Source organism: Sinomonas sp. T428B (genome assembly GCF_056780155.1).
On record NZ_JBRAZR010000001.1, the window covers coordinates 1528338 to 1544451 of the forward strand.

General features: G+C 71.4%; 12 protein-coding genes and 1 rRNA gene. 12 read left to right on the forward strand and 1 reads right to left on the reverse strand.

What is annotated here, in order from left to right:
• Positions 1–146 precede the first annotated feature (146 nt).
• From ACUYMY_RS07080 to ACUYMY_RS07110, 7 genes are all read left to right on the forward strand, one after another.
• Positions 147–488 carry a DUF8129 domain-containing protein gene (locus tag ACUYMY_RS07080; protein WP_481702894.1) on the forward strand — a complete coding sequence of 114 codons (342 nt, stop codon included), beginning with the start codon at positions 147–149 and terminating at the stop codon, positions 486–488.
• Positions 489–618: 130 nt separating this feature from the next.
• The gene (locus ACUYMY_RS07085) at positions 619–1044 is read left to right on the forward strand and encodes a RidA family protein (protein WP_481702895.1); all 426 of its coding nucleotides are present in this window, start codon (positions 619–621) and stop codon (positions 1042–1044) included.
• 30 nt (positions 1045–1074) lie between these two features.
• Positions 1075–1368 carry a hypothetical protein gene (locus ACUYMY_RS07090; protein WP_481702896.1) on the forward strand — a complete coding sequence of 98 codons (294 nt, stop codon included), beginning with the start codon at positions 1075–1077 and terminating at the stop codon, positions 1366–1368.
• Between the two features lie 102 nt (positions 1369–1470).
• On the forward strand, positions 1471–2121 hold the full coding sequence (locus ACUYMY_RS07095) for a maleylpyruvate isomerase N-terminal domain-containing protein (RefSeq protein WP_481702897.1): 651 nt from the start codon (positions 1471–1473) through the stop codon (positions 2119–2121).
• Between the two features lie 78 nt (positions 2122–2199).
• A complete protein-coding gene (locus ACUYMY_RS07100; RefSeq protein WP_481702898.1) occupies positions 2200–3405 on the forward strand; it encodes an argininosuccinate synthase in 1206 nt (401 codons plus the stop codon).
• Positions 3406–3411: 6 nt separating this feature from the next.
• Positions 3412–4848: an argininosuccinate lyase gene (gene argH / locus ACUYMY_RS07105; RefSeq protein WP_481702899.1), complete on the forward strand. Its 1437-nt coding sequence runs from the start codon at positions 3412–3414 to the stop codon at positions 4846–4848.
• Between the two features lie 23 nt (positions 4849–4871).
• Positions 4872–5660, forward strand: coding sequence for a PIG-L deacetylase family protein (locus ACUYMY_RS07110; RefSeq protein ID WP_481702900.1), 789 nt, complete (start codon positions 4872–4874; stop codon positions 5658–5660).
• Here the strand turns inward: ACUYMY_RS07110 and ACUYMY_RS07115 are convergent.
• Positions 5657–8449, reverse strand: a complete 2793-nt coding sequence (locus tag ACUYMY_RS07115) for a PEP/pyruvate-binding domain-containing protein (RefSeq protein ID WP_481702901.1) — start codon at positions 8447–8449, stop codon at positions 5657–5659. The genes ACUYMY_RS07110 and ACUYMY_RS07115 overlap by 4 nt on opposite strands.
• 57 nt (positions 8450–8506) lie before the next feature.
• On the opposite strand from ACUYMY_RS07115, the gene ACUYMY_RS07120 reads away from it, so the two are divergent.
• The 5 genes from ACUYMY_RS07120 (at position 8507) to ACUYMY_RS07140 (ending at position 15671) form a co-directional block, all read left to right on the forward strand.
• A complete protein-coding gene (locus ACUYMY_RS07120; protein WP_481702902.1) occupies positions 8507–9247 on the forward strand; it encodes a maleylpyruvate isomerase family mycothiol-dependent enzyme in 741 nt (246 codons plus the stop codon).
• Positions 9248–9255: 8 nt separating this feature from the next.
• Positions 9256–9939 (forward strand): DNA-3-methyladenine glycosylase, encoded by a 684-nt coding sequence (locus tag ACUYMY_RS07125; RefSeq protein WP_481702903.1) that lies wholly within the window; start codon positions 9256–9258, stop codon positions 9937–9939.
• 98 nt (positions 9940–10037) lie between these two features.
• Complete coding sequence (locus tag ACUYMY_RS07130; protein WP_481702904.1) at positions 10038–12278, forward strand: HelD family protein; 2241 nt, start codon at positions 10038–10040, stop codon at positions 12276–12278.
• A 24-nt stretch (positions 12279–12302) separates the two neighbouring features.
• Positions 12303–13610, forward strand: coding sequence for a tyrosine--tRNA ligase (gene tyrS, locus ACUYMY_RS07135; RefSeq protein WP_481702905.1), 1308 nt, complete (start codon positions 12303–12305; stop codon positions 13608–13610).
• Between the two features lie 538 nt (positions 13611–14148).
• Positions 14149–15671 (forward strand): 16S ribosomal RNA (locus ACUYMY_RS07140).
• Positions 15672–16114: the final 443 nt, after the last annotated feature.

Genomic DNA, 16114 nt, shown 5'->3' on the forward strand with positions numbered 1-16114 from the left:
CCAACCATCGCATGCACCTCCGACAATTCTCGAAGGAGAGCAGGAGCGTGCTTCAGCCCGCTTCCTTACGCGAAACCAGCCAGGGCTGCACGACCGTCGCGGCGCGGATCATGATTCGGCCCATGTGCCGGGGGTAACACGGCACCATGGCTGAAACACCAGAGCACAAGGACCTCCCGTTGCCCGACTTCGACCACATCCCACTGGCCTCGCTGCCCTCTCGGATCCATGGTCTGGATGCGCAGGCGCTCGAGGAGCTGCTGGCCTTCGAGCGTTCGCACGGGGACCGCCTCCCGGTCACACAGGTCCTTGAGGGCCGGCTCGCGCAGCTCCGCGAGGGTGCGACCCCGAGCGGCGGCGTCCCCGAGGACGTGCCGGAGATGACCTCCCAGCCCGGTGGATCGCCCGTCTCGCCAGAGACCAGCGGACCGAAGGTCAACCCACCAGCCCATGGGGTGCCCACCAACCCGTCGCAGCCTCGTCAGTGACGGCGGGCAGTCGGCTTGAGCGCGGGCGGAGCGTGACCCCGGCGCCTTCTGAAGAATCCGGCCCCTGCGGTCAGGATCCGTCCGCTTCCGGTGGGACAGTGGTGGCATACGACGCCGAAAGGGGCCCGCCATGACCACCCTGCCCACGCCGGTCGACCCGCCCGACCTGCACACGAGCCCGGCCTTGGCCCAGGGGATGATCCTGCCCGCGGGGCCGACGCTGTACGTCGGCGGGCAGAACGGCACGGACGCCGAGGGGAACCTGCTTGAGGGTCTCGGGGCGCAGGCCGAGCAGGCCATGCGCAACGTGTTCGCGGTGCTGGCCGCGGCGGGGACCGACCCCGAGCACGTCGCGAAGCTCACCATCTACCTCGCGCCGGACGTCGATCCCGGCGAGGCGTACGCGGCCTCCCTCGGCGTGTGGGGCAATCGGCGCACCGCGGTCACCGTCCTGGCCATCGCGCCGGCCAGGCCGGGTGCGCTCGTCGAGATTGACGCGGTCGCATCGATCCCCGCCCCGTCGACCTCCGCCCAGGGGGAATCCACCCAGGGGTAGCCCGCCGCCACCGCATGAGACCATGCGTCCATGGACGGCGACGAAGCGCCCGAGGTCAGCGCACTCGCGATCAACGTGACGATCCCCGAGGCGCTCCGCTGGACCGACACGCGCCGCGGCGAGGAGTTCATCCTCACGACCCTGAACATCCGCCTCCTGCCGGACGGCCATCTCGCCGCGAAGGCGTACGGGCGCCCGACGGCGGGCGGCCGGGGTGCATACGTCTCCTTCCGCGTCCCGGACCGTCCCGACCTCGCGAGGATCATCGCGGAGGCAGCGAGCCGTGCGAGCGAGCTGTGGGCAGGCCATCGCGGTCTCGGCTGACGCTGAATTGGTCGATGTTGGCTGAGGTTCGCACGACGGCGTGGCGTCACCCGTGGCGGGAGGGGCTGCCCCTGCGGGGCGCGGGAGCCTAGACTCCGTGGGGTGGAACCGCTGAGCCTCCAGACGGACGAGGCACGCTCCCTCTTCGCCGCCCAGCTGGACGACTTCATCCGCGAGTGCGAGGCGATCGCCGAGATCGACCTGCTCGCCCCGTCACGGTGCCGCGGTTGGAGCCGCCTCGAACTGATCGAGCACGTCCGCACCGGCCTCGACGAGATGTCCGCGACGGCGGCGGTGCCCAGCGACCGGGCGCCGGACCACGACGCCCCGTCGTACTGGGACAGCCATCCCGACGACAGGGACGACGACGCCGTCCCCCACATCATGTGGCTCCGGCGCACGGCGTCCGCCTACGCTCGGCCGTCCGGCGCGATCAGGCGTCTCCACGACGCCGCCGACCGCGCGGCCCGCATCGCCGCGGCTGGCGCGGACGGCGTCGTCCTCTTCCAGGGCAAGTCGATGACCACGGGGGACTTCCTCGGGACGTGGGTCGCCGAGCTCGCCATCCACCAGCTCGACTTGGCCATCGAGGCGGGCGCGGGAGCGGGCCTGCCCTTCGCCCGGCGGACCGTCGAGGCCATCGCCGGCGCCCGCCTCCCGCCAGAGCTGGCGGACCGCGAGGCCGTCCTGGCCGGCCTCGGCCGCACCCCCTCCGACGCCGCGCTTCCGGCGGGGTTTCCCGTCTCACTGTAGGGCGCAGATTGCGCCCGATGTATATCTATGTAGACTGATGCATAACAATTCGTTGCAGCCCTGCATAAGGAGAACACTGTGAAGGAACGCATCGTCCTCGCCTACTCGGGCGGTCTGGACACCTCCGTCGCGATCGGCTGGATCGCGGACGCGACCGGCGCCGAGGTCGTCGCCGTCGCCGTCGACGTCGGGCAGGGCGGCGAGGACATGGAGACGATCCGCCAGCGCGCCCTCGGCTGCGGCGCGGTCGAGGCCTACGTCGCCGACGCCCGCGACGAGTTCGCGAACGAGTACTGCATGCCCACCCTCAAGGCCAACGGCCTCTACCAGGGGCACTACCCGCTCGTCTCGGCGATCTCCCGCCCGGTCATCGTCAAGCACCTCGTCAAGGCCGCCCGCGAGTTCGGCGCCTCGACGGTCGCCCACGGCTGCACGGGCAAGGGCAACGACCAGGTCCGCTTCGAGGTCGGCATCCAGACGCTTGGCCCGGACCTCAAGTGCATCGCCCCGGTCCGCGACCTCGCCCTGACCCGCGACAAGGCCATCGCGTACGCGGAGGAGAAGCACCTCCCGATTGTCACGACGAAGAAGAACCCCTGCTCGATCGACCAGAACGTGTGGGGCCGCGCCGTCGAGACCGGCTACCTCGAGGACATCTGGAACGCCCCGACCAAGGACATCTACGACTACACGCAGACGCCGGAGTTCCCGCCGGCGCCGGACGAGGTCATCATCACCTTCGTCCAGGGCGTTCCGACGGCGCTCGACGGCGTCGAGATGTCGCCGCTGCGCGTCATCCAGGAGCTCAACCGCCGGGCCGGCGCACAGGGCGTGGGCCGCATCGACGTCGTCGAGGACCGCCTCGTCGGCATCAAGAGCCGCGAGATCTATGAGGCCCCCGGCGCGATGGCGCTCATCACGGCGCACAAGCACCTCGAGGACGTCACGATCGAGCGCGAGCACGCCCGCTTCAAGGCCACCGTCGGCCAGCGCTGGAGCGAGCTGGTGTACGACGGCCAGTGGTTCTCCCCGCTCAAGCGCGCCCTCGACGTCTTCATCGACGACTCCCAGAAGTACGTCTCGGGCGACATCCGCATGGTCCTCCATGGCGGCCAGGCCACCGTCACCGGCCGCCGCTCGGACTCGTCGCTGTACGACTTCAACCTCGCGACCTACGACACGGGCGACACGTTCGACCAGTCCAGCGCGAAGGGCTTCATCGACCTCTGGGGCATGTCCTCGAAGGTCGCCTCGAGCCGCGACCAGCGCGTCGCGGGGGAGTGAGCCCGGGTGGCTGAGCAGAACGCCTCCCAGCAGTCAGCGACAAACGAGGGCGCGCTCTGGGGCGGGCGCTTCGCCGGCGGCCCGGCGGACGCGCTCGCCGCGCTGAGCAAGTCCACGCACTTCGACTGGCGGCTCGCGCGGTACGACATCGCGGGCTCGCGGGCCCACGCGCGCGTCTTGCACCGCGCGGGCCTGCTCGACGACGGCGAGCTCGCCGGGATGCTCGACGCGCTCGACCGCCTCGACGCGGACGTCGCCTCCGGCGCGTACACCGCGGCGGAGTCCGACGAGGACGTGCACGGCTCGCTCGAGCGCGGCCTCATCGAACGCGCGGGCACCCACCTCGGCGGCAAGCTCCGCGCCGGGCGGTCGCGCAACGACCAGGTCGCGACCCTCGGGCGCATGTTCCTGCGTGACCACGCGCGGCTCATCGCCCGCGGCGTCCTCGACACGGTCGACGCGCTCGTCGCGCAGGCCGAGGCGCACCCGGGCGCGGCCATGCCCGGACGGACTCACCTCCAGCACGCCCAGCCCGTCCTGCTCAGCCACCACCTCCTCGCCCACGCGTGGGCCCTGCTCCGCGACGTCCAGCGCCTTGCGGACTGGGACAAGCGCGCGGCCGTGTCCCCGTACGGCTCGGGAGCGCTCGCGGGCTCGTCCCTCGGCCTCGACCCCGAGGCCGTCGCGGCGGACCTCGGCTTCGACTCGGCGGTGCACAACTCGATTGACGGCACCGCCTCGCGGGACGTCTTCGCCGAGTTCGCGTGGGTTGCGGCGATGATCGGCGTCGACCTCTCGCGGATCTCTGAGGAGGTCATCCTCTGGGCCACGAAGGAGTTCTCCTTCGTCACGCTCGACGACGCGTACTCCACCGGGTCGAGCATCATGCCGCAGAAGAAGAACCCGGACGTCGCCGAGCTCGCGCGCGGCAAGGCCGGGCGCCTCATCGGCGACCTCGCGGGCCTGCTCGCGACGCTCAAGGGCCTGCCCCTCGCGTACAACCGCGACCTGCAGGAGGACAAGGAGCCCGTGTTCGACGCCGCGGACACCCTCGAGCTCCTGCTCCCCGCGGTCTCGGGCATGGTCGCGACGCTCACGTTCAACACGGAGCGCATGGCCGCCCTCGCGCCCCAGGGCTTCGCCCTCGCGACCGACGTCGCCGAGTGGCTCGTCCGCCAGGGCGTGCCGTTCCGCGAGGCGCATGAGCTCTCCGGCGCCGCCGTGAAGCAGGCCGAGTCCCGCGGCGTCGAGCTGTGGGACCTCACAGACGAGGAGTACGCGGCGATCAGCCCGGCGCTGACGCCCGAGGTCCGCTCGGTGCTCAGCACCGAGGGCTCCCTCGCGAGCCGCAGCGCGCAGGGAGGCACGGCCCCCGAGGCCGTGGCCCGCCAGCTCGCGGCGCTCAAGGAGCAGCTCGAGGAAGCGCGGTCTTTCGCGGGGTAACCCGTCCGTCGCATCATCGATGCGTGGGGTCGCGCAGACTCATGCTCGTCGTCGCGCACCCCGACGACGATGCCTTCGGGATCGCCGGCTCGATCGCCCTCCATGGCGACGAGCCGGCGTTCCGCTTCGTGCTGGTCCACGCGACCGACGGCGCGGCCGGCCAGATCGCCCCCGAGGTGGAGGCCACGCCCGCGACCCTGGGCGAGGTCCGCCGCGGCGAGGACGATCGCGCGTGGCGCGCGCACGGGCGGGTCCCCGACCGCCACGAGTGGCTCGGGTACGACGACGGGTTCCTCGCCGAGGCTGACTTCGAGGCCCTCACCGCGCAGATCCGGGCCCTCATGGCGGAGGAGCGGCCCGACGTCGTGTGCACGTTCGGGCCCGACGGCGTCACGGGGCACCCGGACCACATCACGATCGGCAGGGCGACGGACGAGGCCTTCCTCTCCCTCGTGGGCGACGGCGGGCCCGGCCTGCACAGGCTCCTGCATGCCGTCATGAAGCAGTCCACCTGGGGCGTCCTCAACAAGGCCAGGGTCCGCGACGGGCTGCCGCCGTGGGACCCGACGCAGATCTACCACTGGCGCGGCGTCCCGGACGAGCTCGTGGACATCCGCGTCGACACGCACCTGGTCGCCGACCGCGTCGTCGACGGCATCGCGGAGCACCGCAGCCAGCGGCTCTCGCTCTTCGAGCACCCCGCGACCCGGCTCACGTGGCGCTCGGCCGCCTCGCGCGAGCACTTCGTCCAGGCGTGGCCGCCCAGGCCGCCCGGCCAGCCGAGGCTCGCCGACATCTTCGAGGGCCTCTAGCTGTCCCCCCGATCCGTGCCGCCGGTCCCGCCCACGATCCGCACGGTCCCCGCCCCGCCGTCGACCTCGACGCGGTCACCGGTCCTGATCCGCTCGGTCGCCCCCGGCACGCCCACGACGGCGGGGATTCCGTACTCGCGCGCGACGACGGCGCCGTGGGAGTTGGCACCGCCCATCTCCATGACGAGCGCGCCCGCCGTGACGAAGAGCGGCGTCCAGCCGGGGTCGGTCGACGGCGCGACGAGCACCTCGCCTGGCGCAAGCGAGGCCGACGTCGGGTCCAGGACCACGCGTGCCGCGGCCGTCACGCTCCCCGCGGACGCCGGCACTCCCCGGAGCGCGCCAGCGTCCCCGCCCGGCGTGGTGTCCCCGCCCGGCGCGGGCGGGGCGGCCGCCGCCTCGGGCTCGGTCCCGTCGGAGAGCAGGACGCGCGGGATGTGCCTCCGCCGCAGCTCGCGCGCGTAGTCCGCCCGCCGGGTGGCGACGACGCCGCGCAGCCGCGCGCAGTCGTCGTCCGCCGTTCGCGAGGCGAGCGCGAGGGCCGAGCGGGCCTCGGCGAAGTCCAGGAAGAAGACGTCGCCGGCGTCGTCGAGGACCCCTGCCTCGGCGAGGTGCCGGCCGACGGCGAGCACCTCCGCGCGGGTGGCGTCGAAGACCCGCACGAGGAAGAACTTGGGCTGCTCCCTCAGCCCGGCAAGTGCCCGCGTCCGCGCGAGGAGGGCCGCGACGGCCGCCCCACGGACCCTGCCCCGGTCCCTCGCCCGCGCGGCGAGCGAGCGGGCGGCATCCTCGCCCGCGCGGGCGGCCGCTGCGAACGATCCGGCGCCGGGATCGGCGCGGAGCATGGCCGAGACCATCGACAGGACCGGCGCGGGGTCCTCGCGCCAGCGGGGCATCCCGACGTCGATCTCTGCCACGGCGCGGTGCCCGTACCGCCCCAGGAACCCCTCGAGCCCCTCGGCCAGGACCGCCGGAAGCGTCCCGTCCGCCCGCAGCGCAGCGAGGTCCGTTCCGTCGCGGCCCGCGAGCCTGGCGGCGGCCTCGGGATCCTCGCGCCGCACGCGGCCGGCGAGGGCGTGCAGTTCCTCGTCCATCTGGGTCGTGGGGTTGTTCGGCAGCCCGCGCAGCACCTCCTGGAGCTCGCCCGGCCGCGCGATCCCCCGGAGCAGGAGGGATGCGAGGCCGGCGCAGATGAACCCGGCCGCCGCGACGGGAAGGGTCGCGGGGACGATCGGGAACGCCTCGCGCGCGAGCAGCTCCCGCGCGCGGTCCAGGCGCGCCTCGGGTCCGCCTGTGCGCGGGCCGCCTGTCCCAGGGGCGAGGCGCCGCTCGAGGGCCGTGCCGAAGCGGCGCACGCCCGCGAGGCCCGCGCCGGGCCGGGCGAGCGCGCGCACGAGCGTCTCGGGGACGCGGTGCCGCACGGCCACGGGCACGATCCGGCGCAGGAGGGGCAGGGGAGTGCGGATCTCGAGCGGGAAGCGCGGGTCAGCGGAGAGGCGGCGCAGGATGCCGGCGGACCGGGTCTCCATGACGTCGAGGACGCGCGGAAACAGCCGCCGGCCCACGCGGCTGCGCAGCACGGTGGTCACGTCGATGAAGAGCCGCCCGCCCGCCGTCTGGACGACGGGCGGCCCCGCCTCGGCGTCCGACGGCGGGAAGCCGGCCTGGGCGGCGATGCTCCCCGCGAGGACCCTGAGGCACGCGATCCCCATCGGCGTCAGCGGCCGGGTGAGCCCCTGGGCGAGGGAGAAGCAGAACCACGCCCGCACGCCGCCGGCCGCGGATCCTGCCGGGCGGGCGGGCACCGGGTGCAGGGTCGTGATGGGCCTCGTCTGGGTGAGCCACAGCGTCCCGTCCGGGGCGAGGGCCCACTCGGCGTCCTGGGGGGAGCCGAAGTGCGCCTCGAGCCGCCGGCCGAGCGCGGCGAGGGCCGCGACCTCCCCGGGGCCGAGGCTCAGCGCGCGGGGATCCCCGGGCGGGGCGACGCGCTCTGTGCCCCCTCCCGCGACCGGGCGCACTGCAACGCCCTTCGCGCCGGCCCGGCTCTCGAGGAGCCGTCCCGTCGCGGCCTCGGCGACGAACCGGTCCGGGTCCACGGCGCCCGAGACGACCGCCTCGCCGAGGCCGGGGCTCGCGTCGACCACCATGCGGGTCCGGCTGCCGGAGACGGGGTCCGCCGTGAACAGGACCCCGGCCACCGCGGCGTCCACGAGCGGCTGGACGACGACGGCGAGCGCCGCCTCCGCCCCGGGGAAGCCGGCCGCGCGCCGATAGGCCACGGCCCGGTCGGTCCACAGCGAGGCCCAGCAGCGCCGCACGGCATCGAGGACCGCGTCGGCGCCGACGACGTTGAGGAAGGTCTCCTGCTGCCCCGCGAAGCTCGCCCCGGGAAGGTCCTCGGCCGTCGCCGACGAGCGCACGGCGACGGCTGCGCCGGGGCCGTCCGCGGAGGGACCCTGCGAGAGACGGTCGTACGCGGCGCGGACCGCGGATTCCGTCGCGGGGGCGAGATCGGCGGCGGCGAGCCGCTCGCGGAGGCGGGCCGCAAGCTCCCGTCGCCGCCCGTCGTCGTCCTCCGCATCCACCGCCTCGGCGAGGCCGCGCGCGTCCGCGAGGTCCAACGCCTCCCGGTAGGCGGAGGCCAGGACGCAGAAGCCGCCCGGAACGTCGAAGCCGGCCGCGAGCATCTCGCCGAGGTTCGCGGCCTTGCCGCCGGCCTCGTCCACCATGCCGGCCCGCAGCGCCTCGAGGGGGACGACCACCGGGTGCGGGGGAGCCTCGCCATGCACGGCCTCAGGATAGACCCGGTGCCCGGCGGTGTCGTGGGGCGGCGGTACGCTGGCCCCATGGACACCACGACCCCTGACAACGACCGCATCCTGGCCGGGATCGAGAGCGCCGCCGCCGGGTTCCGCGAGGAGCTCGAGGGCCTCACCGACGCCTCCGTGGGCCGCAGCTCGCTCCTGCCGGACTGGACCCGCGGGCACGTGCTCGCGCACGTCGCCGGCGTGTGCAACGGGATGGCACGCCAGCTCGAGTACGCCGAGCGCGGCGAGCGGATCGAGCTCTACGACGGCGGCCAGGAGGGCCGCAACCGGGCCATCGAGGAGGGCGCCGGGGCGAGCGCCGAGGAGCACCGCGCCCGAGTGGGGGCCGCCCTGGACCGCGCCCTCGCGGCCTTCCGCGCGCTCAAGGGCGACGCGTGGGAGCGCCCGATCTCCTACCGTGACGGCGTCGTGCGCGACGGCGCTCTGGCGCTGTGGCGCGAGCTCGTGATCCACCGCTCCGACCTCGGCACGGGCGCGACGCAGCACGGCTGGGACGAGGGCTTCTGCGAGCACGTCCTCGGCTTCCTCGCCCCCCGCGTGCCCGAGGGCCTGGCGTTCCGGCTGCACCCGGGGGACCGCGACGCCGTCGTCCTCGGCGGCGGGGACGAGACCGTGGACGTCTACGGCCGGCTCGGGGACCTCGCCGCGTGGCTCGCCGGGCGTCCCGTCGACCATGCGGCCGTCCGCGCCGAGCGCCGCGGGGAGGCCGTGCCGCTGCCCGAGATCGGCCCCTGGCCCTCGCCCGCCGTGGCCAAGTAGGGAGCACTGTGGGCGGCGGCGCAGGCGCCAGCGGAGCCGCGGGACTCGCCCGGTGGCTCCTGCGCGACCCCGTCGCCGTCGCCCCGGACCTGCTGGGCGCCGTGCTCACGCACACGACGGCGGAGGGCGCCGTCTCCGTCCGGCTCACCGAAGTCGAGGCGTACCGCGGGCACCGCGACTCCGAGCACCCGGATCCTGGATCGCACTCCTACAACGGGCGCACGCCGCGCAACGAGGTCATGTGGGGGCCAGCGGGCCACCTGTACGTCTACTTCACGTACGGGATGCACTTCTGCGCGAACATCGTGTGCGGCCCGGCCGGCACCTCCTCGGGGTGCCTGCTGCGGGCCGGCGAGATCATCGGCGGCGTCGAGCTCGCCCGCAGGCGGCGGCCGTCGGCGCGCCGCGACGTCGAGCTGGCCCGCGGGCCGGCGCGGCTCGCCCAGGCGCTCGGGATCGGCCGCGAGCACAACGGGGCGGCGCTCGACGGAGGGGACTTCCGGCTCGAGCGCCCGGCCCGCCCCGCCGCCGGGGTGCTGAGCGGGCCGCGCGTCGGCGTGGCCGGCGAGGGCGGGACGCACGACTATCCGTGGCGGTTCTGGCTCCCGGGCGAACCCACCGTCTCGCCGTACCGCGCAGCCGTTCCCCGCGCCCGCGGTGCGAGGGGTGCGAGGGGCACGATCGACCGCTGAAGCCCTCACTGGACGCGCCCCGAGCTCGCGTTTCACACGAGTTCACCAGGATCGCTGTAAAATGGACGGTCCAGCTTTTCATTGAGGGGAACGCACCGATGCTCGACGCCGATCTGGCCCACGAACGGGACTACGTCCGGGGCCTCTACACCCGCCTCGACGAGCTGCGCGAGGAGAAGCGCCGCCAGCTGGACGCGGTGCGCAGGGCGGGCGCGATCGGGTCGATGCAGAACGTCTCCGAGCGGGACGCCTTCGCCGCGATGTACGAGGACCGCCTCGCCCAGCTCGACGCCGTCGAGGACCGCCTCGTGTTCGGCCGCCTCGACCTCGACGGCGGCGACGAGCAGTACATCGGCAGGATCGGCCTGAGCACCGACGACCTCCGCCGCCTCATGGTCGACTGGCGCGCCCCCGAGGCCAGCCACTTCTACCAGGCCACGGCCTTCGACCGACAGGGCGTGCGCCGGCGCCGCCACCTCATCCTGCAGGGCCGCGACGTCAAGGCCATCGAGGACGACGTGCTGGACCCCGAGCTGCTCGACGGCTCGACGCACCACGAGGGCGAGGGCGCCTTGCTTGCCGCCCTGAACTCGAAGCGCACGGGCCGCATGGCGGACATCGTCAGCACGATCCAGGCCGAGCAGGACCGCATCATCCGCGCCCCCATGCCGGGCGCCCTCGTCGTCCAGGGCGGGCCGGGGACTGGCAAGACGGCGGTAGCACTGCACCGCGCGGCCTACCTCCTGTACTCCCACCGGGACCGGCTCAAGTCCGCGGGCGTGCTCCTGGTCGGCCCCTCGTCGTCGTTCATGAAGTACATCGAGCGCGTCCTGCCCTCGCTCGGCGAGACCGGCGTGGTCATGTCGAGCCTGGGCAGGCTCATGCCCGGCATCGCGGCCGTCCCGGAGGCGGACGCGCGCACGGCGGCGCTCAAGGGCTCGGCGAGGATGGTCGACGTCGTCGCGGCCGCCGTCGCGAACCGCCAGCGGGTGCCCGCGGGGGACAGGATCCTCGAGGTCGAGGGCTACAAGCTCCTGCTCACGCCCCGGCAGGTCCGCCGGGCGCGGGACAAGGCGCGCGCGACGGGCAAGCCGTACAACGAGGCCCGCAACACCTTCGTCAAGATCCTCCTGCGCGAGCTCACCGAGCAGCTCCAGTCCAAGGTCGAGTCGAGCAGCGTGGGCAACAACGCGGACCGCTCCTACCTCGCTGAAGACGTGCGCCAGTCTCGGGACGTGCGCGTCGCCGTCAACCTCTGCTGGATGCCCATGACGCCGGAGAAGCTCATCTCCGAGCTGTTCAGCAAGCGCAGCATCCTCGACGCCGTCGCCGCGGACCTCACCGAGGCCGAGCGCGGGCTGCTCCACCGCCCCGCCGACGCCCCCTGGACGGAGGCCGACGTGCCCCTGCTCGACGAAGCGGCCGAGCTCCTCGGCGAGCTCGACGCGACGACGGGCCACGAGGCCGCCCGCCGCGAGGCCGAGCGGCGGCGCGACCTCGAGAACGCCCAGCAGGCCCTGAGGAACGTCGACAGCGCCCTCCGGGAGCAGGGGCTCGACGGCGTCGTCCAGGCCGAGGACCTCGCGGCCTTCCAGCAGGGCGGGGAGACCCGGCTCACGGCGGCCGAGCGCGCCGTCGGGGACCGCACGTGGGCCTACGGCCACATCATCGTCGACGAGGCCCAGGAGCTCTCGCACATGCAGTGGCGCCTCCTCGTGCGCCGGTGCCCGCTCAAGTCCTTCACGATCGTCGGCGACATCGCCCAGACGTCGGCCTCGGCCGGGGCCTCGTCGTGGCACCGCGCCCTGGATCCGTTCTTCGGTGAGCGCTGGACACTCGAGGAGCTCACGGTCAACTACCGCACCCCGAGCCAGATCGCCGAAGCGGCCGCGCGCATGGCCGCGGCGGCCGGGCTCGTCGTGTCCGCCCCGAAGGCCGTCCGGGAGGGCCGCTGGGAGCCGATCATCGACAATGTTGCCGAGGGCGCCGTCGTCGACAGGCTCGCCGAGGTGCTCCCCGAGGAGCTCGCGGCGGCCGACGGCGGGCTGCTCGCCGTCATCGCGGCGGACGGGCTGCTCGACCAGGCTCGGGACGCCCTCCGGGCCCGGTACGGCAGCCGCGTGGGCGGCGGCGCGGGCAGCTTCGAGCAGGACATCGTCGTGATCGACCCGCGCGAGGCGAAGGGCCTCGAGTTCGACTCCGTCGTGGTCCTCGAGCCGGCGGCACTCCTCGACGACGTGCACGGCAAGGTCGGCGACCTCTACGTGGCGATGACGCGCCCCACGCAGCGGCTGCGGCTCATCGCCTCCCGCGGCATCCCCGCCGGGATCGAGGCCTGAGGTCTGGCTGATACCGTAGAAGCCGTGCCGCAGACAGTACTCGCATCGCAGAAGAACGACCCGAGCTTCGCCAACGTCTGGCAGGAGCTCAAGTGGCGTGGCCTCGTCCACGTCTCCACTGACGAGGCGGAGCTCGAGAAGCTCCTGGCCGGCGATCCGATCACGTACTACTGCGGCTTCGACCCGACGGCGCCGAGCCTGCATCTGGGCAACCTCGTCCAGCTCCTCGTCCTGCGCCGGCTCCAGCTCGCGGGGCACAGGCCGCTCGGCCTCGTCGGCGGCTCGACCGGCCTCATCGGCGACCCGCGCCCGACGGCGGAGCGCACCCTCAACACGAAGGACACCGTGGCCGAGTGGGTCGGCTACCTGCAGGCCCAGGTGCGCCGCTTCCTCTCCTTCGAGGGGGAGAACGCCGCGCGCATGGTCAACAACCTCGACTGGACCGCGCCGCTGACGGCGATCGACTTCCTCCGCGAGATCGGCAAGCACTTCCGCGTCGGCACGATGATGCGCAAGGACGCGGTCGCGTCACGCCTGAACTCGGAGGAGGGCATCTCCTACACCGAGTTCAGCTACCAGATCCTGCAGGGCATGGACTACCTCGAGCTCTACCGCCAGTACGACTGCGTGCTCCAGACGGGCGGCTCGGACCAGTGGGGCAACCTGACGAGCGGGACGGAGCTCATCCGCAAGGTCGAGGGCAAGACCGTGCACGCCCTCGGCACTCCCCTCATCACCAACGCGGACGGGACCAAGTTCGGCAAGAGCGAGGGCAACGCCATCTGGCTCGACGCCTCGATGTGCTCGCCGTACGCCTTCTACCAGTTCTGGCTCAACACCCAGGACGCCGACGTCGTCGACCGGCTCAAGGTGTTCACCTTCCTGACCCGGGCGGAGATCGAGGAGCTCGCCGCGGCCGTGGCAGAGCGGCCCTTCGCTCGCGAGGCCCAGCGCCGGCTCGCCTTCGAGGTGACCTCGCTCGTGCACGGCGTCCCGGCGACGGAGAGGGTCATCGCCGCCTCGGCCGCGCTCTTCGGCAACGGCGACCTCGACGTCCTCGACGAGGGAACGCTCTCGGCTGCGACCGCGCAGCTCACGACGGCGGCGGTCACGCCGGAGCAGCTCGGCATCGTCGAGCTGCTGGTCGCCACGGGCCTCGCGGAGAGCAAGTCTGCCGCCCGCCGGACCGTGGGGGAGGGCGGCGCCTACGTGAACAACGCCAAGATCACCGACCCGGACGCCACCGTGGCCGCGGAAGATGCGCTGCACGGGAAGTACTTCCTCGTGCGCCGTGGGAAGAAGAGCCTCGCCACGGCCATCCTCACGGACTGAGCCCCTCGACGGACTGAGCCCTACGGCCCCGTACATGACAGGTCCCGCATCCTCTCTCGGATGCGGGGCCTCTCCTGTAGGGCCTGCGCGGGGCTCGGGGCGCGACACGCCCGGGCGTCAAGGCCACTTGCGTGAAGGGCGGGGCAGGAGTACTGTAGTCCGAGTCGCCGAAGGAGAACGGAGGCGACAAACCCCTGAATCCAGTTCGAGAATTCCTCGGACTGCTCGGCTTGCCCGAGCATCCGGGAAACGGACCGGAGGACGAGGGAAAAACCCGGATTTGATTCCGGAACAGAGGTCGGATAATGTAGACGACCGAAGCGGCGGGGAAATAACCGGTAAACATCGGCGAAACACCCGGATCGCGACTGTTGTTTGAGAACTCAATAGTGTGCCAAGTTCGTTGATGCCATTTTTTTGGTTGATACATTGGGCGGCCTGCCCACCCCCGTGGGTGTGGCTGTCTTGTTTTTGCCAGTTTTGGATTTGCTGGCTGGTGTGGGCGTTTTCCCGTCCTGCCGGCTGGTTTTCTCGTTTTTTGACGGAGAGTTTGATCCTGGCTCAGGATGAACGCTGGCGGCGTGCTTAACACATGCAAGTCGAACGATGAAGCCCTTTCGGGGGTGGATTAGTGGCGAACGGGTGAGTAACACGTGAGCAACCTGCCCTTGACTCTGGGATAAGCCTGGGAAACTGGGTCTAATACCGGATAGGACTCCTCATCGCATGGTGGGGGGTGGAAAGCCTTGTGCGGTCTTGGATGGGCTCGCGGCCTATCAGCTTGTTGGTGGGGTGATGGCCTACCAAGGCGACGACGGGTAGCCGGCCTGAGAGGGTGACCGGCCACACTGGGACTGAGACACGGCCCAGACTCCTACGGGAGGCAGCAGTGGGGAATATTGCACAATGGGCGGAAGCCTGATGCAGCGACGCCGCGTGGGGGATGACGGCCTTCGGGTTGTAAACCCCTTTCAGCAGGGAAGAAGCGGAAGTGACGGTACCTGCAGAAGAAGCGCCGGCTAACTACGTGCCAGCAGCCGCGGTAATACGTAGGGCGCGAGCGTTATCCGGAATTATTGGGCGTAAAGAGCTCGTAGGCGGCTTGTCGCGTCTGCTGTGAAAGCCCGGGGCTCAACCCCGGGTCTGCAGTGGGTACGGGCAGGCTGGAGTGCAGTAGGGGAGACTGGAATTCCTGGTGTAGCGGTGAAATGCGCAGATATCAGGAGGAACACCGATGGCGAAGGCAGGTCTCTGGGCTGTAACTGACGCTGAGGAGCGAAAGCATGGGGAGCGAACAGGATTAGATACCCTGGTAGTCCATGCCGTAAACGTTGGGCACTAGGTGTGGGGGCCATTCCACGGTTTCCGCGCCGCAGCTAACGCATTAAGTGCCCCGCCTGGGGAGTACGGCCGCAAGGCTAAAACTCAAAGGAATTGACGGGGGCCCGCACAAGCGGCGGAGCATGCGGATTAATTCGATGCAACGCGAAGAACCTTACCAAGGCTTGACATGTGCCGGACCGTCCCAGAGATGGGGCTTCCCTTCGGGGCCGGTTCACAGGTGGTGCATGGTTGTCGTCAGCTCGTGTCGTGAGATGTTGGGTTAAGTCCCGCAACGAGCGCAACCCTCGTTCCATGTTGCCAGCACTTGAAGGTGGGGACTCATGGGAGACTGCCGGGGTCAACTCGGAGGAAGGTGGGGACGACGTCAAATCATCATGCCCCTTATGTCTTGGGCTTCACGCATGCTACAATGGCCGGTACAAAGGGTTGCGATACTGTGAGGTGGAGCCAATCCCAGAAAGCCGGTCTCAGTTCGGATTGGGGTCTGCAACTCGACCCCATGAAGTCGGAGTCGCTAGTAATCGCAGATCAGCAACGCTGCGGTGAATACGTTCCCGGGCCTTGTACACACCGCCCGTCAAGTCACGAAAGTCGGTAACACCCGAAGCCGGTGGCCCAACCCCCTGTGGGAGGGAGCCGTCGAAGGTGGGACTGGCGATTGGGACTAAGTCGTAACAAGGTAGCCGTACCGGAAGGTGCGGCTGGATCACCTCCTTTCTAAGGAGCAGCACCGGAAGACGCCCCGCGGCCCCTGGCCGTGGTGGTGGTTGCCGGGATTGATGCAGCCCATTGCGGACCCGTTCGTGGTCCGGTGGGTGCTCGTGGGTGGAACATGAACGGATTCGTGGCCCGTGCCCTGTGGGGCCGGCCCCGGCGAGTACGCCGCAACCTGGTGCTCTCTTTGCAGAGTGTGGGGGTGCGGTGGGAAAGCGTGGGGTCGGTTGCTGTGGGGGTGGGGTCCTTGGCACGCTGTTGGGTCCTGGGGCAACAGTCCCTGGATTGGTGCCCTCCTTCCCGGCGCCCGCGCACGCCGTTGTGTGTGCGTGTGGTGTGGGTTGAGGGGGTTGTTGTTTGAGAACTGTATAGTGGACGCGAGCATCTAGCAATTTTGTCTCTGGCGATGTCTTCGAATGTCGCCGTGATTCGATAGCTGTGTTTTG

What these genes read in the sequence shown, in the direction of transcription:
- ACUYMY_RS07090 (WP_481702896.1), top strand. Translation starts at nt 1,075, where the DNA reads ATGGACGGCGACGAAGCGCCCGAGGTCAGCGCACTCGCGATCAACGTG.
- ACUYMY_RS07085 (WP_481702895.1), top strand. Translation starts at nt 619, where the DNA reads ATGACCACCCTGCCCACGCCGGTCGACCCGCCCGACCTGCACACGAGC.
- ACUYMY_RS07130 (WP_481702904.1), top strand. Translation starts at nt 10,038, where the DNA reads ATGCTCGACGCCGATCTGGCCCACGAACGGGACTACGTCCGGGGCCTC.
- ACUYMY_RS07080 (WP_481702894.1), top strand. Translation starts at nt 147, where the DNA reads ATGGCTGAAACACCAGAGCACAAGGACCTCCCGTTGCCCGACTTCGAC.
- ACUYMY_RS07120 (WP_481702902.1), top strand. Translation starts at nt 8,507, where the DNA reads ATGGACACCACGACCCCTGACAACGACCGCATCCTGGCCGGGATCGAG.